The 20,709-nt window shown below is 61.8% G+C and carries 18 protein-coding genes; 5 read left to right on the top strand and 13 right to left on the bottom strand.

What is annotated here, in order from left to right:
* Positions 1 to 85: 85 nt before the first annotated feature.
* Positions 86 to 1,399 carry a hemolysin family protein gene (locus tag A6764_RS07200; protein ID WP_029099804.1) on the bottom strand — a complete coding sequence of 438 codons (1,314 nt, stop codon included), beginning with the start codon at positions 1,397 to 1,399 and terminating at the stop codon, positions 86 to 88.
* 177 nt (positions 1,400 to 1,576) lie between these two features.
* Between A6764_RS07200 and A6764_RS07195 the strand changes: the two genes are divergently transcribed.
* The 3 genes from A6764_RS07195 to A6764_RS07185 are packed head-to-tail and all read left to right on the top strand — an operon-like array spanning position 1,577 to position 5,295.
* Positions 1,577 to 3,256, top strand: coding sequence for a DNA repair helicase XPB (locus A6764_RS07195; protein WP_264622465.1), 1,680 nt, complete (start codon positions 1,577 to 1,579; stop codon positions 3,254 to 3,256).
* 52 nt (positions 3,257 to 3,308) lie between these two features.
* Complete coding sequence (locus A6764_RS07190) at positions 3,309 to 3,878, top strand: RNA polymerase sigma factor (protein ID WP_029099802.1); 570 nt, start codon at positions 3,309 to 3,311, stop codon at positions 3,876 to 3,878.
* Entirely contained in the window at positions 3,859 to 5,295 is a 1,437-nt protein-coding gene (locus A6764_RS07185; protein ID WP_264622464.1) for a hypothetical protein, read from the top strand. The genes A6764_RS07190 and A6764_RS07185 overlap by 20 nt, the downstream gene beginning before the upstream one ends.
* Positions 5,296 to 5,407: 112 nt before the next feature.
* Here A6764_RS07185 and A6764_RS07180 read toward each other — a convergent pair whose 3' ends face one another.
* Positions 5,408 to 6,403: an ABC transporter permease gene (locus A6764_RS07180; protein ID WP_035289901.1), complete on the bottom strand. Its 996-nt coding sequence runs from the start codon at positions 6,401 to 6,403 to the stop codon at positions 5,408 to 5,410.
* Positions 6,369 to 7,343: an ABC transporter ATP-binding protein gene (locus A6764_RS07175; protein ID WP_176703258.1), complete on the bottom strand. Its 975-nt coding sequence runs from the start codon at positions 7,341 to 7,343 to the stop codon at positions 6,369 to 6,371. The genes A6764_RS07180 and A6764_RS07175 overlap by 35 nt, the downstream gene beginning before the upstream one ends.
* 103 nt (positions 7,344 to 7,446) lie before the next feature.
* On the opposite strand from A6764_RS07175, the gene A6764_RS07170 reads away from it, so the two are divergent.
* Positions 7,447 to 8,235, top strand: a complete 789-nt coding sequence (locus A6764_RS07170) for a GDSL-type esterase/lipase family protein (protein ID WP_065066962.1) — start codon at positions 7,447 to 7,449, stop codon at positions 8,233 to 8,235.
* Here the strand turns inward: A6764_RS07170 and A6764_RS07165 are convergent.
* From A6764_RS07165 to A6764_RS07125, 9 genes are all read right to left on the bottom strand, one after another.
* Complete coding sequence (locus A6764_RS07165; protein WP_065066963.1) at positions 8,227 to 9,462, bottom strand: MDR family MFS transporter; 1,236 nt, start codon at positions 9,460 to 9,462, stop codon at positions 8,227 to 8,229. The genes A6764_RS07170 and A6764_RS07165 overlap by 9 nt on opposite strands.
* Positions 9,463 to 9,746: 284 nt before the next feature.
* Positions 9,747 to 10,592 carry a YtnP family quorum-quenching lactonase gene (locus tag A6764_RS07160; protein WP_065066964.1) on the bottom strand — a complete coding sequence of 282 codons (846 nt, stop codon included), beginning with the start codon at positions 10,590 to 10,592 and terminating at the stop codon, positions 9,747 to 9,749.
* 67 nt (positions 10,593 to 10,659) lie between these two features.
* Positions 10,660 to 10,956: a hypothetical protein gene (locus A6764_RS07155; protein WP_029099795.1), complete on the bottom strand. Its 297-nt coding sequence runs from the start codon at positions 10,954 to 10,956 to the stop codon at positions 10,660 to 10,662.
* 140 nt (positions 10,957 to 11,096) lie between these two features.
* Complete coding sequence (locus tag A6764_RS07150; protein ID WP_264622463.1) at positions 11,097 to 13,100, bottom strand: oxidoreductase; 2,004 nt, start codon at positions 13,098 to 13,100, stop codon at positions 11,097 to 11,099.
* Positions 13,101 to 13,197: 97 nt separating this feature from the next.
* Entirely contained in the window at positions 13,198 to 13,665 is a 468-nt protein-coding gene (locus A6764_RS07145) for a hypothetical protein (protein WP_065066967.1), read from the bottom strand.
* Between the two features lie 76 nt (positions 13,666 to 13,741).
* The gene (locus A6764_RS07140) at positions 13,742 to 14,056 is read right to left on the bottom strand and encodes a hypothetical protein (RefSeq protein ID WP_029099792.1); all 315 of its coding nucleotides are present in this window, start codon (positions 14,054 to 14,056) and stop codon (positions 13,742 to 13,744) included.
* Positions 14,057 to 14,266: 210 nt separating this feature from the next.
* Positions 14,267 to 15,694 carry an LCP family protein gene (locus A6764_RS07135; protein WP_065066966.1) on the bottom strand — a complete coding sequence of 476 codons (1,428 nt, stop codon included), beginning with the start codon at positions 15,692 to 15,694 and terminating at the stop codon, positions 14,267 to 14,269.
* 229 nt (positions 15,695 to 15,923) lie between these two features.
* Positions 15,924 to 16,061: a hypothetical protein gene (locus A6764_RS07130; protein WP_176703259.1), complete on the bottom strand. Its 138-nt coding sequence runs from the start codon at positions 16,059 to 16,061 to the stop codon at positions 15,924 to 15,926.
* A 53-nt stretch (positions 16,062 to 16,114) separates the two neighbouring features.
* A complete protein-coding gene (locus A6764_RS07125; protein WP_029099790.1) occupies positions 16,115 to 17,065 on the bottom strand; it encodes a carbohydrate kinase family protein in 951 nt (316 codons plus the stop codon).
* Positions 17,066 to 17,268: 203 nt separating this feature from the next.
* On the opposite strand from A6764_RS07125, the gene A6764_RS07120 reads away from it, so the two are divergent.
* Positions 17,269 to 18,495, top strand: coding sequence for an MFS transporter (locus A6764_RS07120; protein ID WP_029099789.1), 1,227 nt, complete (start codon positions 17,269 to 17,271; stop codon positions 18,493 to 18,495).
* 84 nt (positions 18,496 to 18,579) lie between these two features.
* On the opposite strand, the gene A6764_RS07115 is transcribed toward A6764_RS07120, so the two are convergent.
* Positions 18,580 to 20,685: an SEC-C metal-binding domain-containing protein gene (locus A6764_RS07115; protein ID WP_413541984.1), complete on the bottom strand. Its 2,106-nt coding sequence runs from the start codon at positions 20,683 to 20,685 to the stop codon at positions 18,580 to 18,582.
* Between the last annotated feature and the right edge of the window lie 24 nt (positions 20,686 to 20,709).

Genomic DNA, 20,709 nt, shown 5'->3' with positions numbered 1-20,709 from the left:
TGTTCTTCCTCCTCTAAGCTCTCGCTCTGCAATAACAGAAACTTGTGTTTCATTATAACACACTTTCCGGCGATGAAAAGATGTTTTATCCCTGTTGCGCCGCTTCCTTCGTTCCTCTTTTTACCCATACGCGGGTGATCCGGTAGTGGTCCACCTCGCCGACGATGAACTCGTAGCCGCCGTCTTTGACCGCGTCCCCCACGCGCGGCGGATGGTCGATCTGCGTGTAGATCCAGCCGGCCAGCGTGTCCACCTCGCTGTCGTCCAGATCAAGCCCGAGGTAGTCGTTTACCTCCTCCAGCAGCATGCGGCCGTCCAGCGACAAAAGGCCGTCTTTCCGCTCGATTTCCGGCCGCTCGTCGTCAAATTCGTCCTGAATGTCACCGACAATTTCTTCCATTATATCTTCCACCGTCACCAGGCCCGCCGTGCCGCCGTACTCGTCGATGATAATCGCCATCTGGCTGCGCTGTTTCTGCAGCATGGTCAGCAGCCGGCTGATGGATATCGTCTCCGGAACGGTCAGCACCGGGCGGCTCAACTGCTCCAGGCTCTTTTGCTCCCCCTCCAGCAGGCTGGTCAGCAAATCCTTGATATGCAAACTGCCGACCACGTGGTCCTTGTCCCCGTCCACCACCGGGTAGCGGGTAAACCGGCCGTTTTGCACGGTCTTGACGTTTTCCTCAAACGGGTCGCGCAGGTTGAGCACCACCATGTCCGTGCGCGGCACCATGATCTCCCGGGCCATCGTCTCCGAAAAATCAAAGATATTGTCCACCAGCATCAGCTCGGTCTGGTCGATCAGGCCGCTTTTGTGGCTCTCGTTGACGAGGATGCGGATTTCTTCTTCCGTGTGCGCTTCCTGATGCGGTTCCATGCCAATGCCGAGCAGCCCGAGAATCCTGGCCGCCGCCCAGTTGAGAAAGGCGATAAACGGGTACATCAGCTTGTAAAACAGCCGGATGGGACGGGCCACGTACAGCGAGACCTGCTCGGAGCGCTGGATGGCCAGCGATTTGGGTGCCAGTTCGCCCAGCACGATGTGCAAAAAGGTGATGATGGAGAACGCGATGATGAAGGAAATGCTGCCGACCAGCGTCTCGTTCAGCCCGAAGTAGCGGAAGACGGGGTGGAGCAGATGGGCGACGGCCGGTTCCCCCAGCCATCCCAATCCGAGCGACGCCAGCGTAATGCCGAGCTGGGTGGCGGACAGGTACGCATCCAGGTTGTCCAGCACCTGTTCGACGTCGCCCGCCCGCCTGTTTCCTTCCGCCACCAGTTGGGCGATGCGCGATTCCCGCACCTTCACGATGGCAAACTCGGTCGCCACGAAAAAGCCGTTGAGGAAGACGAGAAATGCGACCAGGACCAGATTGAAAAGGGTACTCCATATCGCCATGCCGTCCCTACTCCTTTTGCCCGTTTTCTTGCGTTAGTGTAACCCACCGGCGGCCAAATGTTGCCCGCTCCTGTCAAAAGCGCGCGACGGCGGGAAACCCGTTTTTCATTCTTTTCCCGATTGTGATACGATTGACTGTATGAACATGGAGACCACAAAGCCGCAGAGGTGAAGACCGTGTCGTACCGTCCCGAGTTGCCGCTGATCGTGCAGAGCGATCGCACCATCCTGCTGGAAGCGCAGCATCCGCTGTTTGCGGAAGTCCGGCAGGCGCTGTCCGGCTTTGCCGAACTGATCAAAAGCCCGGAGTACATACACACCTACCGGATTACCCCGCTCTCCCTGTGGAACGCCGCGGCAGGGGGCCTTACGGCGGAGCAGGTAACCGGCGTCTTGAGCACGTATAGTAAATACGGGGTTCCGCCGTCCATTGTCCGGGAAATCGACGAAACGATGGGACGGTACGGCCTGATCCGATTGGAAAAAGACGGCGATCACCTGCTGTTGACCGGCGACGATCCGCTCCTGCTGGCCGAGCTCACCGGTTACAAGGCGGTGGACGCCCTGCTGGAAGAACAGACCGGTCCGGCCGTCTGGCGGGTGAAACCCTACGCCCGCGGGTTGATCAAACAGGAGCTGATCCGGCTCGGCTACCCTGTCCAGGACGTGGCCGGCTACACGTCCGGGGAAGCCTGTCCCGTCGCGCTGCGGGAGGTGACCGCCGGCGGCCGGCCGTTTGCGCTGCGGCCGTACCAGCAGGAGGCGGTGGACGCCTTCCACGCGGCCGGCGCGGCCACCGGCGGCAGCGGCGTGCTGGTGCTGCCGTGCGGCGCGGGGAAAACGGTCATCGGCCTGGGAGCGATCTGCCAGCTCCAGACGGCCACGCTGATCCTGACGACCAACACCACATCCGTCCGGCAGTGGATCGCCGAGCTGCTGGACAAGACCGACCTCGATCCCTCGCAGATCGGAGAGTACACAGGCGAACGGAAAGAGGTCAAACCGATTACCGTGGCCACCTATCAGATCCTGACGTACCGTTCGAAAGCGGACGAATCGTTTCCCCACATGAGCCTGTTCTCGGAACGGGAATGGGGATTGATTGTCTACGACGAGGTGCACCTGCTGCCCGCTCCCGTCTTCCGCGTCACCTCCGGGATTCAGGCGACGCGCCGGCTCGGGCTGACCGCCACGCTGGTTCGGGAGGACGGCCGGGAAGAAGACGTGTTTACCCTGATCGGGCCGAAAAAGTACGAAATGCCGTGGAAGGCCCTGGAGGAACAGGGCTGGATCGCGGAAGCGCACTGCCGGGAAATTCGGCTGCCGTTTGAAGCGAACGGACGGGAGGCCTACGCCCGTGCCGGCGCGCGGCAAAAATACCGGATCGCGGCGGAAAACCCGCGCAAACTGGAGGTCGTGCGCCGCCTGCTGGAGCGTCACGCCGACGACCGCGTCCTGATCATCGGCCAGTACGTGGGACAGCTCCAGCAGCTTGCCGCAGCGCTGAATCTCCCGCTGATTACCGGCAAGGTGCCGGAAAAGGAACGGGAGGCGCTGTACCGGCAGTTCAAGCGCGGCGAGATTACCCGGCTCGCCGTCTCCAAGGTGGCCAACTTTGCCGTCGACCTGCCGGATGCCAATGTAGCCATCCAGATATCCGGCACGTTCGGCTCGCGCCAGGAAGAAGCGCAGCGGCTCGGCCGCATTCTGCGCCCCAAAGAGCGCGACAACGCCGCCCATTTTTATACGCTGGTCACCCGGGACACGCGCGAGCAGGAGTTTGCGCTTCACCGCCAGTTGTTTCTGGTGGAACAGGGATACCACTACGACGTGATAGAAATGGAATCGCTGGATTGAAACGTTCGTTTCGATACCAGCGTCTCATAGAGGAAGGGAGGCCGGAGATTCAATGCAATCCGACGCCGAAATCATTCAGCGGATTCTCCAAGGCGACATCGAAGCGTACCGCGAGCTGATCCAGCGGTATCAGCACATGATCTACGTGTTTATCTACAAGATGGTAAACAACCGCTCCGATGCGGAAGATTTGACCCAGGAAGTCTTCGTCAAAGCGTATGAAAAACTCTCCAGCTTTCGCGGGGACAGCCAGTTTTCCTCCTGGCTGTATACGCTGGCGCGAAACAAGACCATCGACTTCCTGCGCCGGCGCAAGTTTCACGAATCCGACGAACAACTGGCGTACGTCCCCTCCCAGGCGAGCGACGAATCGCCGCAGGACTCCCTCATGAACAAGGAGCGCCGCCGGGAGATTGAGAAAGCCTTTTCGATGCTGTCCGAATCGTATCGGGAAGTCATCGTGCTGCGCTGCACGCACGAATATCCGTTTGAAAAAATCGCGTCGCTGCTCGGCATCGCCGAGTCAACGGCCCGTGTCCGCTATCTGCGCGCTCGCCAGGAACTGGCCAAACTGCTTACTCGCAAGGAAGGGGGGCTCGTGCATGAACTGCCAGGAATTTAGAAAAGCATGGACAGACGAGACGGACATCGAAACGCTTTCCCATATCGAGACGTGCGAGGAGTGCATCGCCTGGATGGAAGCCCAATTGACTAGCGGCGAGGAGGTGCAGTTCTTGAAAGAGGTTCCTCAACCGACGGCCGATCTGGAAGAGAAAATCATGAAGGCGATCTATCAAACCGCCGGACAAGGCGTCCCTCCTCACGCCGCGTCGGCATCCGTCACGACGTCACCCAAACAGGCGGAATTCCGCCGCTGGACGTTCCTCCTCCCTTCACTGACGTGGGTCGGCGCAGCCGCCATCCTTCTCGCTGTCGGGGTGGCCGGCTACCAGCAGTTCCATCAGGCCGGGCAAGGCGCCGCCTCGGAAAGCGCCATGCAGAGCGGCAGCACGGCCAAAGACGAGCAGAAAGCCGGTCAACCTGCCGACGCTCCGTCCATCCGGCTTTCGCCTGACACGTCCGTGTCCAGCCCGGCCGCCGGGTCCGGTCAGTCAGCCCCCGCCGCGAAACAACCGGACGGGCAGACGTCTCCGGACGCGTCCATGGATCAGCCGGGCGCGCTGGCGCTCAACGGAAACGGAACCGAACAGCCCGGAGCAGATGCAAGCCAGGCGCAGGAACCGCAGGCCGGGCCGGGAGAGGCGGCCGCCGAGAAGGCCCAAGCCCCCCAGACGCCGCAGCAGCCGGCTGCAGAAACGGTCAACGAATCGGTGCCGTCCCCGCACAAGCGGACGATCATCGCCGCCCGCAACGCCAACGGAAAAGCGGCGGCCGACCAGAGCCACCCAGAGGACGCACAGTCCGGGCAGACGGATGCGAGCAATCCGACAGGCGGGGTGACTGCTTTTCGCGCAGCGGAGAACGAATCGGGCGTCCAAACGTTCAGCGCTGCGCTCGCGGCCGATCCGTCAACCGAAAGCGTGCCGCCCGTAGCCGGTCCGCCCGCGACCGCTCTGGCCAAACAGGAAATTACGCTCTCCACCTTCACTGATCTGGAGACAGCCGTCCGGTCATCCGACCTGCCTGTGCCCGTGCTGAACCAACCGCCTGACGGCATGGCCCTGCAGGCGGTCACCGTACAGTACGAATCGCCGACCAGCCAAAAGGTGGTCCGCCTCTCCGCCCAATACCGACACAGCAAGGAGTGGATCAAGGTGGACGTGGTGCCCAACGCAAAGGGGAAGCGCAGCTTGTCCATCCCCGGCACCTTTACGGCTACCCAGTTGTTCACGGTCAACGGCGAACAGGCCATCGCCGTCTCGTTTGACCAGCAGGCCTCGTCTGGCGAAGCGGCCGCCCAGCACGCCGTCCACTTCAACGCCCAGACGGGAAACCGCTCGCTCTACGTCGTGCTGACCGCCCGGGGCATCCGTCTCGACCAACTGGTCGAAGTGTCCAAGCAGTTGACGTGGCGCTGATGCTTCCTGCCGACACAAACAGCCGGGCGCGGAAAAAAGGGACACTGCCTTAGGCATTTTGCCAAAAGCAGTGTCCCTGTTCGTTTTCCCGCCCACTCCGGTCAGGAGAAGGTCACGACGCGACATCCCTGCGGATAAACACGGCGTAGGCGACAATCAGCGCCGCCACCGCCCAGACGCTCAGCACGGCGAGCGAGAAGGGCAGCGTCATGCCCTTGATCGGCGGCAGCGTGCCGGCCAGGTAGTCCGTCAACTGCAAATTGACGACGAAGAGGTATTTGGACGACTCCCAGGTCGACGCCATCTGGGTCAGAATCGTTCCGCTGATCAGGGCCGCCATCATGATGCCCATGCCGGCTGCCGCGCTGCGCACCAGCACGGAGACCATGAACGTGATCGTGCCGACCACGATGCACACAAACCAGCCTAGTCCGTACTGCATGAGCAGGTATTTCCACTGCGGCAGCATGAACACCGCGGACGTGACCAGTTCGCCGCCGGTCACGTCGAAGCCGGTCAGCACCGGCAGGTCCCAGCCCGCATAGCCAAACACCACACCGGATATCAGGTAGGCCAACAGCAAGGTCATCAGCACCGTGAGCGAGGTAAACAGCAGCAGGGTGATGTACTTGCTGGTCAGCACCTTCCAGCGCCGCACGGGCCGTGTCAGCAGCAGCTTGATCGTCCCCTCGCTGTATTCGGCGGAGACGAGATCGACCGCCAGCACGACGATGATCATCGGCAGGAACAGCGACACGGCCTGATCCATGAAGCCGCGCGCAAACGTGGGCGCCCCCGGCGCCATCGGATTGATGTCATGGTCCAGATAGTACTGCTGCTGCTGGACGCGAATTTTTAAAAACTCCCGCCACTCCTCCGGCAGTCTGCTGGAGGCAAGCCGGTTTTGCGTGTCCACAATCTGCTGCTGCAAAAGCGTCCGCCAGTCGGTCGTGCCCATCCGCTCCTGGGCCGTCACCACGGAGCGGTACTGCGCGTAGGTAAAGATCGGGATGAGGACGGCCAGGATCAGCAGCACGACGAGAAAGCGGCGGCGGCGAAGCAGCTTGATCGTCTCATTTTGTACCAGTGCGAGCATGCTCGGCCCCATCTTCTCCACCTCCCCCCGTCAGCGCCAGGAACAGATCTTCCAGAGTCACCGTCTTGGCGGCGATGCCGAGGACGGGGACGCCGGCCCGCACCAGCGCTGCGTTTGCCTCGCCGATCCGCTCCGTATCCATGCGGCAGTACAGCCGCCCCTCTCCGTCCGGCCACACCCGTTCCACAAAGGACAGGCCGCTCAGCACGTCGTGTCCCCTCCGCTCGGCCTCCGGCGGAAAGGTCCACGCCACCCGGTCGGCAAACTGTTCCATCAGGTCCTGCACCGGTCCGACGGAGATCACCCGTCCCTTGTTGATGATGGCGACGCGGTCGCACATCATCTCGATCTCGCTGAGCAGGTGGCTGGAGACGAACACGGCCAGCCCCTCTTCTTCCGCCAGCCTGCGGATGAACTGGCGCAGTTCGCGAATGCCCGCCGGGTCCAGGCCGTTGGTCGGCTCGTCGAGGATGAGCAGCTTCGGCCGGTGCAGGAGGGCCTGCGCGATGCCCAGCCGCTGCCGCATGCCGAGCGAATAGGTTTTCACCTTGTCGTCGATGGCCCGCTCCAGATCGACAAAGCGGACGATTTCCTCGATCCGCTCAGGGGGAATGCCCCCGCTCATGCGGGCAAAATGCTCCAGGTTTTCCCGGCCGGTCATGAATTTGTACAGCTCCGGGTTTTCCACGATGCAGCCCACCTGGGCGATCGCCTGCGGAAACGAGCGGCGCAGGGAAATGCCGCCGATGTCAATCTCTCCCCCGTCGGCGGAGGCCAGCCCGACCAGCATGCGGATCGTCGTCGTCTTGCCCGCGCCGTTGGGCCCGAGAAAGCCGAAGACCTCTCCGGCGTAAACGTCAAACGTCATATCGTGAATGATCGGCCTGCCGCCGATCGTTTTGCGCAATCCTTTTACGGAAAGGACCGTCTCGGCCACTGCTCGCCCTCCCATCCTGACTCCGTTCGCTGACGCGAAAACGGCGTTTGTGATACACTGACAGTACATGTCACATTATACCATGCATGACCATCCAACAACGAATGGGAGGTACCCGATGCGCACATCCGGTCAACTCATGTGGCGTACGGTCGGCCTGCTCTCCGTTCTCTCCTTTCTGCTGTTTGCCGCAGGGTTTGTGTTCGCGCTGGAGCCCCGCCAGCTCGCATCCGGCCCGGTCGCGGAACCGGCCGAGCATGCCAATCCGGCCCCGCCGGCGCCGGGGGAAGGCATCCGTCACGTGGTGGCGCTGGGGGATTCGCTGACGCGCGGAACCGGCGACGCCAACGGGCTCGGTTACGTGGGGCACGTCCGTCAGGCGCTGGAAAAACAGACTGGCCACCCGGTCACGCTGACCAATCTGGCCATCAACGGCCAGGAATCGTCCGGCCTCGTCGGGCAGTTGTCCCAGCCCCAGGTGCAGAAGCTGCTGACGCAGGCCGATCTCATCCTGTTTACCATCGGCGGAAACGATTTGTTCAAGCAGTCCGGGGGCGTCTACCGCGTCGACAACGACAAATTGGCCGCTGCCGTCAAAGGGCTTGCGGCCAACTACGAGCAGATTCTCCGGCACATCCGGGAGCTGAACGACAGCGCGCCGATCGTCTACGCCGCCTTGTACAATCCGTTCGGGGACACCGATGCGGCTGCCGACACCGTCAAGCCCGTGCTGGACTGGAACAGCGACGCTGCCGCCATCGCGGCCCGCTATCCGCGCGTCATCGTCGTCCCCACCTACGACCTGTTCGTCCACAAGGAAAAAACCTATCTCTACACGGACCACTTCCACCCCAACGAGGCCGGCTACGCCCGCATCGCCGAGCGGATCATGCAGGCGCTACAGTGACGCGTTCCGGGCGATGTTGATCGACTTGCCGTTGCGCTGCTGGTAGGCGCGCTGCCCGGCCCATTGAAACAAGCTGCTCATCATGGAGAGGACGGCGACCACTCCGAACAGCACGGGACCGCCGTACGAAGCCAGCAGGATGCCGCCCATCCACGGTCCGATGAACTGGCCGAGGTTGCTGAAGCTTTTCGCCCCGTAATACGTGCCGCGCATGTTTTCCGGCGCCATCCGGTCGATCAGGACATCGGACGCGGTGAAGGTGAGAATCTCCCCGATGGTAAAGACGACCATCGCCACGATAAACATCACCCACGAGTGGGCGAAGGCGTAGCCCAGGTCCCCGAGCGCGTACATGGCGTTCCCCACCACGATGCTGGTGAGGGGCGTCTTGTTTTCCGCCCAGCGGGTCAGCGGCATCTGCATCAGCACCACAACGATGGCGTTGACGCTCATCAGGATGGCAAACAGCTTCGCCCCGTCGGGAACGGCCATCTCCGTAAACTTGGCCAGCGTCGTCGACATTTGCGAGTAGCCGATCGCCCCCAGCGTCCCCGCCACCATGTAGAGTCGGAACGCTTTGTCGCGCACCACCACTTCCAGTGCGCGCTGAAAGCTGACCGGCTCTTTTTTCTGTCCCTCGATCTGCTTGATGCCAAACACGTTCAGCATCACCTGCAAGCTGATGACGTACACCAGGTAGATGACGGCGGTCATCAGAAACGGCAGCGCCGCCGAGGTCATCGCCAGCATCGCCCCGACGATCGGCCCCACGGCCACGCCCACGTTGATCGCGGTATAGCGCAGGCCGAAGACGCGGTACCGCTTCTCCGGCGGCGTCACGTCCGCCATCAGCGCCTGCGACACCGGCTCGTAAAAGGAACGACAGAGTCCGCCGACGACGTTTACCAGCAAGAAGAACAGCGGACTTTTGCCGAATGCGAACCCTACAAACACCAGGGTCCAGACGTACAGCGCCCCGAGCATGACGCGGCGTCGGCCGAACATGTCGGACAGCGTCCCGCCGATGAAGCCCCCCACCGTCCCGGCCAGCGCCCCCGCGCCGATCGTCAGGCCGATGGTCCCCAGATCCATGCCGGTGTGATTGGACAGATACAAAAACAAGAACGGCATGCTCATCGAACTGGCCGCGCGGACAAACACCGTGCCGACCACAAGCGACCAGACGATCGGGTGAAATTCGCGCAACAACCCCTTGACCCTATCCATTGTTTCTCTCTCCTCCAACTGTTCTGCCCGACAATCGAAACAGAACAGTCATTGCAAGTTTTTTCTAATTGTAGTGAGCGGTCATGTGTTCGTCAATCGCTGTTCAAACTTTTTGGATTATGAAAATTTTCTAGAGCGAATATCGAAAAATCGATAAGACCGGACAGAAAAACGGAGGGCCGAACGGGAGGAGACGCTGTCAAACCGGCACAAAAAAGCCCCCCGCTCGGGAACATGCTTACGCTGTACCGAAAGGAGGCTTGTAGCGCCGGCGACGGCCGATCTTATTCCACTTCAATGCTATCTGTTATGTCCGCCTGCTCGTTCCATTTCACCGCCCGGTACTTGACGTCGTGGTAAAACGTGAACCAGGCGCCTTGCCGGATCCCTTCCTTGATCCATGTTTCCTTGGCGAAAATGGAGGTCATCGGGTAGTCGTCGTAAGCCATCACCCACAGGGAGTTCTGGTGTGCGTGCGTCGGCAGGAGGTCGGCCAGATGCAGCACCAGTTGACCGCCGCTTTCGATGCGGACGATCGCATGTCCCTGGCTGTGTCCGCCGGTGTGGTGCAGCGAAATGCCGGGCAGCACCTCCAGCGTGTCGCCGTACGTCTGCACCTGATCCTGAATGGGCTTCCAGTTGTCCTCCCAATAGGTGTTGCGGGAGCGGATGTTGGGCTCGCGCATCTCCGCCCATTCCTGTTCCTGGACGTAAATGACCGCCCGCGGAAACGTCGAGGCCAGCCGGCCGTCCTGCCAGGAAACAAGCCCGTTGGCATGGTCGTAATGCATGTGGGTCATCAGTACGATGTCGATGTCTGCCGGCGTCAATCCCTTGGCCGCCAGCGATTCCGTCACCTGCGACTCCTCCAGCAGGCCAAAGTTGCGCTTCTGCTTGTCCGTCAGCCGGCCGTTGCCCAGGCCTGACTCGATCAGGATGATTTTGCCGCCGCCTTCCACCAGAATCGGATCCGCCCGCAGCGGTATCTGGTTGAGATCGTTGGGCGGATAGCGCTTGCTCCAGAGCGGTTTGGGAACCACGCCAAACATCGCGCCTCCGTCAAGCTGCGTCAGCCCTCCCCGCAGCCACGTCAGGGAAAATGCGCCTGCCTGCATGTTCGTCAATTGCATGGTACCAGCCTCCTCGTTTTTTTGCGCAAATGCGGGAAGCGTGAAAGAGCACCCCGTACAGGGTGCCCTACTGTTTTTCTGCTACGCTGACCGTGCGTGTGGCCGGAGACATTTCCAACAGAACGTCACTAGACACCGCCTGGACCGCCAAATCCGAGTCGTGGCGTTTATGGCTGAGCACAAGCTGCGCGACCTTCTCACTTCCGCGGTATATGCTGATCAACGTTTGCAGCGGGTTGGCGCTTCCGCCGGCAATCACCTTAAACCCCGGGGCAATCGTGAACGTCCAGCCCTCCACTTCCACCACCCGCTCGGATGAGTAGAGAAAGTGCCGTTTTCCCAGCAGAATGCCATTGTGATTCATCAAGGCGAGTGCCCCCATTCAACTGAATTTGAACAGCGTACTTTCATTTTGCAAAAATTCATGTCCAAATGAAAGTCTTTCGACAAAAGATCCCATAACCCGACATCAGGCCCCTTCCATGCGAAAGCAGGGCGCCTCCCTCAAATCGATCTGCCGATGAGCGCTCCCTCGTAAATCGCCCGCTTGGCGTCAAGCTCTCCCGCCTCTTTGGCGCCCCCGATGAGGTGCACCGGCAGCCGTCCTTTCAGCGCTTCGTACAAGCGGTTGTCCGGGATGCCGCCCGCCGCGACCACCACCGTGTCTGCGGGCAGGAGCCGCTCTTCGCCGGCGTGGACGATGCGCACGCCCTCCGGCGTAATCTCCTTGTACTCCACCTGGGTCAGCATCTCGACGCCGTGCCGCTTGAGATTGGCCAGCACCGCCCAGCGCGTCGTCCTGCCCAATCCGGTGCCCACGTGCCGACCGCGGCGGAGCATCCGCACCTGTCTGCCGCTCTGCTGCAGGCGATGCACCTCCTCGGCGTTGAGAATGCCGTACTCCAGCAGGTAGCGGGCGGTCTGCGGCGAGACGCTGTCGTCCTGGACCAGCAGGTGGGAAAGGTCGCAGGCGATGCCCCCCGCCCCGATGATCACCACGCGCCTCCCGACATCGGCCTGCTTTTCAAACACGTGGGCGTAGCTGACCACGTGCGGCAGATCAATGCCGGGAATCTCCGGCCGCCGCGGGATGACGCCGGTGGCCACCACCACCTCGTCAAATCCTTCGGCGAGCAGCGCTTCCGCCTGTGCTTCCACGCCCAGCCGGATCTCCACTCCGAGCAGGCCGAGCTGCGTCCGGTAATAGCGGAGCGTTTCGTTAAATTCCGATTTGCCCGGCACCTGCCGCGCGTAATTGAGCTGGCCGCCGATCTGCGGCCGTTTTTCCATCAGGACCACCTGGTGACCGCGCTCCGCCAGCACGCGGGCCGCTTCCAGTCCGGCCGGTCCCGCTCCCACGACGGCCACCCTTTTCGCGACGGGGGCGGGGGACAGCGTCCATTCCTCTTCCCGGCCGGCCGCCGGATTGACCAGACAGGACGCCGTTTTTCCCTCGAACACGTGATCGAGGCAGGCCTGGTTGCAGGCGATGCAGGTGTTGACTTCGTCAAAGCGCCCTTCCCGGCTCTTGCGGATGATATCCGGGTCGGCCAAAAGGGGGCGGGCCATGGAAACCATGTCGCAGCAGCCGTCTCGCAGGATCGCTTCGGCGTGGCGCACGTCGTTGATGCGGTTGCTGGCGATGACGGGAATCGTCACCGCTTCCTTCACGAGGCGGGCCACCCACACATACGCGCCGCGCGGCACCATCATCCCGATCGTCGGCACCCGCGATTCGTGCCACCCGATCCCGATGTTGAGGGCGTCGGCCCCTGCCTCCTGCAGCATGCGGGCAAACCGCAGCGTCTCGTCCATCGTCGTGCTGTCCGGGATCAAGTCCAGCCCGGACATGCGAAAGATGACCGGATAATCGGGGCCGACCGCCTCCCGGACGCGTCTCATCACCTCCACGCCGAAGCGGGCCCGCCGTTCAAAGTCGCCGCCCCACTCATCGTCGCGCACGTTGGTGACTGGTGAAAGAAATTGATTGATCAAGTATCCTTCGGAGCCCATGATTTCCACCGCGTCAAAGCCGGCTTTCCGCGCCCGCACGGCGCCGTCGGCAAACGCCTGCACCGTTATCTCGATCTCTTCGCCGGTCAGCGCACGCGGCCTCGTCCGATTGATCGGCGCCTGCAGCGGTGATGGCGCGACCGGATCCAGGCCGGTGGCTTCCCGATAAGCGTAACGCCCGGCGTGAAAGAGCTGCAGGGCGATTTTGCCTCCCGCCTGATGCACGGCTTCGGTGATCACCCTCAACGGCTCGATGTGCTCATCCCGGTAAACGCTGCAATACTGTTCGCCCATACCGCCTTCCGGCCGGACGGCGGCCCCTCCGGTGACGATCAGGCCTGCCTCTCCGCGGGCCCGGGCAGCGTAAAACGCGGCCAACCGCCGCACGCCGCCCTCCAGCTTTTCCAGCCCAACGTGCATGGAGCCCATCATGATGCGGTTGGGCAGGGTGATCCCCCCGATGCGAATCGGTTCCCAGACGCGTTTTGTTTCCATTTGTGCCCCCTCCTGACAAATCGAATGAATGCTCATTCATTTTGGTTTCCCATCATTTCGGCGGGCACGACCGGTTTTCCTGCTCGCTCCGGCCTGTTTACAGCCGGAGCAATCTGCCCAGGTCGGCCGCGAAGCGATCCAGGGCCTGCCGACACCGTACGTTTGCTTCATCCGTTTCCGGCCCTTCCACCACGAAGTGAAAATCGAGCGTCACGCCGCGCTCGGCGGGAACGCCCGGCTTGAGACAGCGCCGCTTTTCCGTCAGGGAGACCTCCGGCACGATCGCCCGCGCCCGCTCCCACAGAAGAGCGGCCGCCTCTGCCTCACCCGCTCCGGGATAGGCGATCTCCGCCTCCACTTCGCAGGCGGCACCGTCGGGCAGCGGAAACAGATGCACGGTCGCGAGCGGCTGTTCGGACTCCTCCGCCGTAGCTGTCACGTACACCGTGATCTCCCGCGTCTCCTCGTCCTCCAGCAGGGAATGCTCCGTCCGCAGAATCACGTCGCGGATCACCCCGTGGCCCGAGAGTGCTTGATCCAATGCTTCCATCATGCGCTGCAACACGAACATGCTCCTCCTGTCTTGCTGTGGCTCTTTCCTCTGCAGTATATCACGCCCGCCCGGGCAGCGGAAAACCCCTTCACGAGGAAGGGGTCGGGGTATTCTTGACGTTTTTTTGGTTCACGAACTCCGTCAGCCAGGCGCGCCGGACTTCTTTATTGGGACAAAAGGCGAGGACGTAGCTCTCACCGCGCATGTACTTTTCCTTGATCCACTCTTTATGCTTCCGGAAAAACGCCTGCTGAAAGTCGATCGGCATTTGTTGATACTCTTCCAAGGCTGAGGGGTTCTGGAGAAAAAAATCTTCATCGTAAATGATTTCTTCGTTTTGTTGGCGGCTGATCAGGTATACGAACGCGATCACCAGAAACAGGTTGACTAAAAAAATCGTCATCCAAATCCCTCCCGTCAGCATATTGTCTGAATGATCTGTCTTATCAGTATATTATTATTCTACCATGGTTTTGGTGTTTTTAAACCACCTTGTGCGTTTATTTTGCAAAAAAACTTTTTGTGTGCCGAAAATGGCATCGTCTTCCGCCAGCAAAAAACACCCGGTCTCCCGGGTGTTTTTCTGCTTGGTATTGACATGGTATTGTGGTGACTACGAACTGCTGATCGGCTTGCCGGACGGATCGACAGTTGTCGCTTCCTGCTGCTGGCTGCTTCCCGGCGGCGCGATGTCCGGCGGCGGAGTGGTTCCCGTCGCCGGCGCAGGCACGGGATTGGACGACGGCGTGCCTTCCTGTCCCGTCGCCGGCGGAATAATGTCCGGCGGCGGCGCTGCGCCTGTTTCCGGCTGCGGCTCGGTTTCGACCGGTGCCGGCTTGGATGGCGTTTCCGCGCTCGGCTTCGGCTTGGCTGGCGGGGTCGCCGGCGCAGCCGTCTCCACCGTCGCGGTTGTGCTCTTTTTGCGCGGTTTGCTGCTGACGGTCACCGTCTCTTCGTCGCTTTCCAGTACGGGGGAGTCGTTCAACTGGGCGACGACACTTCCCGACAGGCCCATTTCCGTCTGCAGGGCGGTTCGGATGGCGTTCAGGTTTTCCCTGGGCAGGTAGGTGTACCCACCTTTCCAGTACGCCCCGTTATCCAGCGTGACCAGGGAAGAGGAGTTGAACCCCTTGAAATCGTAGGCGAGCCCCTTGATCTGCTCTTTGGACAGATCGGTATGGATGTGCTTCGCGCCTACGTCCATGATTTTGAAGATTTTCGTCAAGCCGTCCAGCGAAGTGGTCTTGTCCACGACAGCGCGGATGACCTCCTGCTGGCGCCGGTTGCGGTCAAAGTCGGTGGAAAAGTATTTGGTGCCGCGGTTGTCGTGCCGATGGCGGACGTAGCCCAGCGCCTGCTCGCCGTTCAGGAGCTGCAGGCCGGGCTCCAGGTTGATGTGGGTGCCGTCCGTCGGATCGTCGTACACCAGCTTGCGGTCGACGTTGACCTCAATGCCGCCCAGCTCGTCGATGACCGCCTTGAAGCCTTCAAAGTCGACTGCGACGTAGTGCTGGATCGGAATGCCCAGCAGTTCCGTCAGCGTCTTTTTCGTCAGCGAAATGCCGTCTTCCGTCGGCGTTTGGTTGTTCCGCTCCGCCTGCCGGCGCTCCGCCTCCCCGTTGGCGTAGATCGCGTTGATTTTATGGTAGTCCCGGTACCCCGGAATCTTTACCCGCGTATCCCGCGGGAGCGACACCATGGTCACTTTTTTCGTCTCCGGGTTGGCGACGGCGACGATCATCACGTCCGTATTCATCGTCCCTGTCTCCGGGCGCGTATCCCGGCCGAGAATGATAAACGACAGCGGCTTGTCGGCATGGTAGGTAGGGTCCGTGTTTGAAGCCAGCGGCGCAAAGTCGTCCTGCGGTTGTGTCACGGTATCCAGCGTCTGATCGATCTTCCAGTAAACCGCGCCGGCCGCGCCGCCGATCATCAGCAGCATGAACAAGCCGAACAAAAACAGCCGCCTGCGCAGTCTGCGTCGGCGCGCCGGCTTTTTCTTCTGCGCGGAAGCGCGCGTTCTTGCGACAGTTTCAGGCATATGTATCGAACTCCTTGTTTGCTTGGGCAAAAGTTGTGAAAAGATTGAAAAAAACAAGAAAAGTGCTTTTCGACAATAAGCACCGCATATTTCTTCCTAATAGTAATACTCTGACTTCGGTATTATACCACATCTCTGTCCGTTTTTGTAGAAAAATGTTACCATAACGTGAAACTCCCCCGATCGGCTGTCGATGGGGGAGCGGTTCCTTTTGAACAATTGGATGGATTTATTGACGCCCCTGCGGCGCCTGGCTGAACCCCTGGACGGGGCCTTCGGGCTGCTTCTGCGTCGAGCGGTGCGCGTCTCCGCCGTGCCGCACGCGGCTTTCCTGCTTGCCGTTCAGATCGTTGGACTTCTTTTCCATGTACACTCCTCCTCACTGAAGCTACCGGATAGTGTACGTCACACCGCCGCGTCTCATTCCCGGCCGACGGCATCCCGCGCTTGTGCCGCGTAGGCTGCCGTCCGCTGCCGCAGCGCTTCGTGATCGAGCGGCAGCGAGGCCGCCGCCCGTTCCGCCACGGCCACGCCAAAAGCCGCCTGCTCGGCGAGCGATTCGGTTTTTCCCAGGACAGCGAGCACGCCCGCCGCAAACGCATCCTTGGCGGTTTCGCGCAGTGAGCAATCGGGCTGCGGCAGCCAGAGCGACTCCGTCTGCCGGCACAGATACAGGCCGTTTTCGCCGCACAGCACCATCACCTGCTCGACTCCCTCGTTGAGCAGCAGGCGGGCTGCCGCTTCCGCGCCATCGGCCGAGGCCGCGGGCTTCCCCGTCAGCACTTCCAGCTCGTCCGTGCCGATGACGATCAGCTTGACGCCGTTCAAAAGCCCCCGCCACCGCTCCGCTTTTTTCACGGAGACGGGATCGGCCGCGACAGGTTTGCCCAGGCGCTTCCCTTCCTCCACAAAACGGCGGATGACCGGCTGCGGCAGGTTGGCGTCCAGAAACAGGCCGGATGCCTGCTGCAGCCGCTTCACGCCGTCCTCCACCATCTGCTCCGTCCACGCCTCGTTCACCGCCATGTCGGAGATGGCCGCGAGCAGTTCGCCGTCGGCGGCGCGGATGGCCAGATAGCGCCCCGTCCTGCCGCCGGGAACGCGGACCATCCCGTTGGTCGCCACGCCGCTCTGCGCCGTTGTCTGGCGCAGCCATTCCCCTTCCGCATCTTCGCCGACCAGCGCGAACAGCAGCACTTCTTCTCCCAGCCGCGCCAGGTGGTCAGCCACGTTGCGCGCCACTCCGCCCGCCGTCTGGCGTACGGTGCCCGGATTGCTCGTTCCCGGCAGCAGTCCGGCGGATGTGATCCCCTGCACGTCCACGTTGGCTCCCCCTGCGCACACCCAGTATTCCTTCATGCTTCCCAGCATTTCAGCAGCCCTCCCTCGTCGCCATTCCCTGTCTGAATGAGTTCCCTTACTCATTCGACACCATCCTGTTTTTCCCTACCGGAGATGGAATGGGCGTCCGCGTGCACGTGTATGCCGAGTCGGCATATGATCGGTGTTCAGTAGTGACGGCCGCCGCAAACAGTGCTACATTTAAGAGCAAAAACGATCACGGAGATGACCCTATGAGTGCCCATACCGGCAGTGTTAACGCTTCTGTGGCGGTACATGCCGCTCCCACGGTGTACCGCATGTTGTTTGCGATCAGCCTCGTCCACCTGCTGAACGACAGCCTGCAGGCGGTCATTCCCGCCCTGCTGCCTGTTCTCGAAGCCAACCTGGCCCTGACGTATACCCAGGTGGGCATGATCCTGCTGGTAATGAACCTGACGTCCTCCGTTCTCCAGCCGGTCGTCGGGTACATTTCTGACCGCAAGTCGCGGCCGTACATGCCGCCGGTCGCCCTCTTGGTCTCCGGGCTCGGCATGCTGGCGCTGGCCCTCGCCAGCAATTACTACGTCGTGCTGCTCGCCGTCGCCTGCGTCGGCATCGGTTCGGCCGTCTTTCATCCGGAAGCCTCGCGGGTCGCCCACCACGCCTCCGGCTCCCGCCGGGGATTGGGACAGTCCATTTTTCAGGTGGGGGGCAATGCCGGCCAGGCGCTCGCGCCGCTGATGACCATTTTGATCTTCAAACAGTTGGGCCAGCCGGGCGCAATGTGGTTTCTGGTCCCGGCGGCTGCCGCCAGTGCGGTGCTGGTGTACGTCGCTCTCTGGTACCAGGGACAGCAGCGCGCCAAAAAAGCGGTCGCCGCGGCCATCGCCTACACCCACCGCAACAAGCGCCTGGTCGCCCTGGGCCTCTTGGTCCTGATCGTCAGCATCCGTTCCTGGATGAATGCGGGCTACCAGAGCTTCTACCAGTTTTACCTGATGGACACCCGGCACATGAGCTATGACAGCGCGCAGTTCTGCGTGTTCGGCTTCCTGCTCGCGGGCGCGATCGGCACCTTTTTGGGCGGCCCGATTGCCGACCGGTTCGGCAAACGCAACCTGCTGATCGTCTCCACGCTCGGCGCTCTGCCGCTGACGCTCCTGACACCGTACGTGTCCGGTTTCTGGATTTATCCTGCCTTGTTCCTCAGCGGTCTGGTCATGCTGTCCAGCTTTTCCGTCACCGTCGTCTACGCCCAGGAACTGCTGCCGGGACGCATCGGCACCGTCTCCGGCCTGATCATCGGCCTGGCCTTTGGCATGGGCGGCATGGGCGCGCTGGTGCTTGGGTACCTGGCCGACCTGTACGGCATTGCGTCCGTCATCACGCTCTGCTCGCTCATGCCGCTGATCGGCGCCCTCGGCCTGCTTCTGCCCAAGGATCAGACCCTGCGTGCCTGGGCGCGCGGCGAACAGTGAGCGCGGGACACGAAAGCGGCGCCGCAAAAGCGAAATCCCCCGGGGCGTTCTGCCCTCGGGGGATTTTTTCTGCTGTGATGCGGGTTACACGGGAACGCTGGTAGTGACACCCAGCAGTTGGGATACAGCCGGCGGATACAGCTCGGGTGTCCCGTACAGACACCAGGTGCCGTCCTTGGTTTGGCCGATCAGCCCGGCGATCGTCCAATGGGGCGCCAGCGCGTCGGCCGCCTCTGCGGCAAGCGACAGCCGGATCGTTTCGCCGCCCGGCCGTTTCACCAGCCAACCGTCTGTTTCCCGGCCGATCAGCACGAGGTGTTCTTCCGCCACCTGCTTGGGCCCGTCAGCGCCAAACAGATGCTGGTGCGCCTCTTTTTCCAGGAGGCCGCGCAGGCGGTACGCCTCCGGCAGCGCCTCTTTCAACTCGCCGAACAGCGGCTGCATGGCGGCGGCAATCGCCGTGCCGTACTGCTTGTCCAGCCACTTGAAAAAGGCCATCAGCACCGACAAGAGGTTGCCGGCCAGCGTCTTGGTCGCCGCGTCCACGCGGGTAAAGATGTCGTGGACGAGGAAGTACGCCACGTCTTCCTGCCGAAGCTGCTCCCAGGAAAAGGACGGGCCAAACGCGCTGCGGACAAAGGTGCGGAAGTTGCTCATCGCTTCGTCGTACTTCTTGACCGTCGCTTCCGACTTGCCCTCGGTCATTTCCACCACAAAGCGGTTGATGTCGGCCAGCCGCTCCGGCTGCACCGTATAGACGCTCTCCGGCAGTCCTTCGATCAGGGGACGGCTGAGCAGGTTGGCCACGTGCAGGGTGTCGTTCGGCAGCGCCAGCCGCGGCTTGAGCGTATCCAGGTGGATGAGCCGGGCCAGACCCTGGCCGGACTGGCCGTCCCGCTCCAGGTGATCGATCAGTTCCCGGAGCTTGTTTTGCAGCGGCTCGCTTGCGGAGGCGGCTGCCAGCGTGGGAGCCAGACCGTCCAAGGCTTCATGCGGGGTCACGAGCCACTTTTCCGTAAAATAGGCGCGCATCGCCCACTGCAGAACGTTGGACGGCAGCATCGGCTCGCTGGTGACAAACAGCGTGCCTTTCGCCAGCTTGGAACCGGTGGACGTCAGCACGCGAATCTCTTCCTCGGCGGCTTCGCCGGGAAGCTGCAACAGCGACGCCACTTCGTCAAGCTGCGCCGGATAGCCTTCCACCCATGCCGTTTTGTCCTGCAGGATCACTTCGGCCTGCACTTCGTACAGCTCCAAGAGCGCATCCTTGAGCGCCGAAAAGAGATGCTCTTCCTTGCGCGGGGCGTACACCCAGATTTCCCGGCTGCCTTCCCGCTTTTTCAACTCAAACGCCCGCTGCGAATCGATCGCCTGACGAAGCCGGTCCATGTCCGGAATCGCGTAGATGCGCCGGGTCAGGCCGGCGCTGCGGCTGCCGCCCTCCGACTCGCCAAAGGCGACGATGAATCGGTACAGCGAGGTGGTGTAGGTGCGCTTTCCGGAGTCGGCCGCCGCTTCCGCCACTTCCGGATGTTCGCCCAACCACTCCACCAACGCGGGCTTTACATGCGGCTGCAGGATGATGCTGCCCGAGAACAAAAGATCACGGAGCCCCAGATTGAGCAAACGGCCCACAATGATCTGGCCAGGCTGCATGTTCAGGGGGCTGGTTCTCAGCACATAGCGCGTCTCGCCGCTGAGCGGATGGCGGACCGTCAGCACGTCCCGTTCCACCTGCACGATCTCGTAGGCGTTCAGATGCAGGCGGGTGAAGGAGCGGCGCAGATCCGGGTCCATCCGGCGGCCGTGCTGCTTCAGGTAGCTTTCCAGCACGGTTTCGCCGTTGGTCTTGACGTCAAGGACGAACCAGTTGAAAAAGTGGGCCGCCCACTCCGGCTGCATGACGCTCTCATCCGACAGCCCGACGTCCGCGGCAAAGCGCTCCCGTGCCTTTTGAACCGTTTCGCTGGTGACCTGGCCGGCGACGAAGTGGTTCAGCCGTTCCACCCAGGCTGCGTACTCCTTCTGCAGCTTTTGTTCGTGTCGGCTGCGCAGCTCCGTGATCGGCGTCACGATCCCACAGCATTTTTTGTATTTTTTCCCGCTTCCACAGGGGCAAAGATCATTTCTTCCTACAGACATAAGGGGTTTGGATCTCCTTTCATTCCCGCCGCGGCATGCGCGGGGAATCTAGCGCAATCCCCCTATATATAC

The sequence above is a fragment of the Brevibacillus sp. WF146 genome (genome assembly GCF_001673705.2).
GTDB lineage: Bacteria > Bacillota > Bacilli > Brevibacillales > Brevibacillaceae > Brevibacillus > Brevibacillus thermoruber.
This window is presented reverse-complemented; position numbering and strand designations above follow the sequence as displayed.

Bases quoted from the DNA above. Each gene is read 5' to 3' on its own strand.
- A6764_RS07170 (WP_065066962.1), top strand. From the start codon at position 7,447: ATGCGCACATCCGGTCAACTCATGTGGCGTACGGTCGGCCTGCTCTCC.
- A6764_RS07130 (WP_176703259.1), bottom strand. From the start codon at position 16,061: ATGGAAAAGAAGTCCAACGATCTGAACGGCAAGCAGGAAAGCCGCGTG.
- A6764_RS07125 (WP_029099790.1), bottom strand. From the start codon at position 17,065: ATGCTGGGAAGCATGAAGGAATACTGGGTGTGCGCAGGGGGAGCCAAC.
- A6764_RS07160 (WP_065066964.1), bottom strand. From the start codon at position 10,592: ATGCAATTGACGAACATGCAGGCAGGCGCATTTTCCCTGACGTGGCTG.
- A6764_RS07175 (WP_176703258.1), bottom strand. From the start codon at position 7,343: ATGGGAGGGCGAGCAGTGGCCGAGACGGTCCTTTCCGTAAAAGGATTG.
- A6764_RS07120 (WP_029099789.1), top strand. From the start codon at position 17,269: ATGAGTGCCCATACCGGCAGTGTTAACGCTTCTGTGGCGGTACATGCC.
- A6764_RS07165 (WP_065066963.1), bottom strand. From the start codon at position 9,462: ATGGATAGGGTCAAGGGGTTGTTGCGCGAATTTCACCCGATCGTCTGG.
- A6764_RS07190 (WP_029099802.1), top strand. From the start codon at position 3,309: ATGCAATCCGACGCCGAAATCATTCAGCGGATTCTCCAAGGCGACATC.
- A6764_RS07200 (WP_029099804.1), bottom strand. From the start codon at position 1,399: ATGGCGATATGGAGTACCCTTTTCAATCTGGTCCTGGTCGCATTTCTC.
- A6764_RS07155 (WP_029099795.1), bottom strand. From the start codon at position 10,956: ATGAATCACAATGGCATTCTGCTGGGAAAACGGCACTTTCTCTACTCA.
- A6764_RS07180 (WP_035289901.1), bottom strand. From the start codon at position 6,403: ATGGGGCCGAGCATGCTCGCACTGGTACAAAATGAGACGATCAAGCTG.
- A6764_RS07150 (WP_264622463.1), bottom strand. From the start codon at position 13,100: ATGGAAACAAAACGCGTCTGGGAACCGATTCGCATCGGGGGGATCACC.
- A6764_RS07140 (WP_029099792.1), bottom strand. From the start codon at position 14,056: ATGACGATTTTTTTAGTCAACCTGTTTCTGGTGATCGCGTTCGTATAC.
- A6764_RS07135 (WP_065066966.1), bottom strand. From the start codon at position 15,694: ATGCCTGAAACTGTCGCAAGAACGCGCGCTTCCGCGCAGAAGAAAAAG.
- A6764_RS07185 (WP_264622464.1), top strand. From the start codon at position 3,859: ATGAACTGCCAGGAATTTAGAAAAGCATGGACAGACGAGACGGACATC.